The 391-nt window shown below is 34.8% G+C and carries 2 protein-coding genes; both read right to left on the reverse strand.

The genetic code is table 11. The annotated features are described in order from the left end of the window. Positions 1-14: 14 nt before the first annotated feature. Positions 15-236 (reverse strand): hypothetical protein, encoded by a 222-nt coding sequence (locus AB3I00_RS14715; RefSeq protein ID WP_368025626.1) that lies wholly within the window; start codon positions 234-236, stop codon positions 15-17. Further along, positions 217-345 carry a hypothetical protein gene (locus AB3I00_RS14720; protein WP_368025627.1) on the reverse strand — a complete coding sequence of 43 codons (129 nt, stop codon included), beginning with the start codon at positions 343-345 and terminating at the stop codon, positions 217-219. The genes AB3I00_RS14715 and AB3I00_RS14720 overlap by 20 nt, the downstream gene beginning before the upstream one ends. Between the last annotated feature and the right edge of the window lie 46 nt (positions 346-391).

Raw genomic sequence — 391 nt, forward strand, 5'->3', positions numbered from 1 at the left:
CTGTCTCTCGCTATTTATACTCGAACAAAATAAGTACAAACACCACTAGGCTGTTGTTTATACCAACGCCTCAATCGTCTAAAATATTTCATTCTACTTAAAAAAATCATGCGCCCCTTCGCGTCATATTGTTTTAAGCAAACATTCATAGGAATTTTGGTTACATGGTTTCGATCCATCATGTCGATAATTAATCGTTCAATTTCTTTGATCGATTCATCTATTTTTGAACTCACCAATTTTACTCTCCTTTCTCAAATCCTTTCGACTAGGCGTATTATTTGCTATACGTGCTTCTTTGGCTTTTCTATTTTTCTTTTTCCGCTTTGATCCTACTTTTCCCATCGATCATTGCCTCCTCTGAAAAGAATAAACAGCATAAATAAGACAA

Origin of the sequence: Enterococcus sp. C76 (assembly GCF_040886985.1) — a bacterium.
In the GTDB taxonomy this organism is placed as follows: domain Bacteria; phylum Bacillota; class Bacilli; order Lactobacillales; family Enterococcaceae; genus Enterococcus_B; species Enterococcus_B lactis.

Excerpts from the sequence above, each read along its gene's own strand:
- AB3I00_RS14720 (WP_368025627.1), bottom strand. The coding sequence starts at position 345 with ATGGGAAAAGTAGGATCAAAGCGGAAAAAGAAAAATAGAAAAGCCAAA.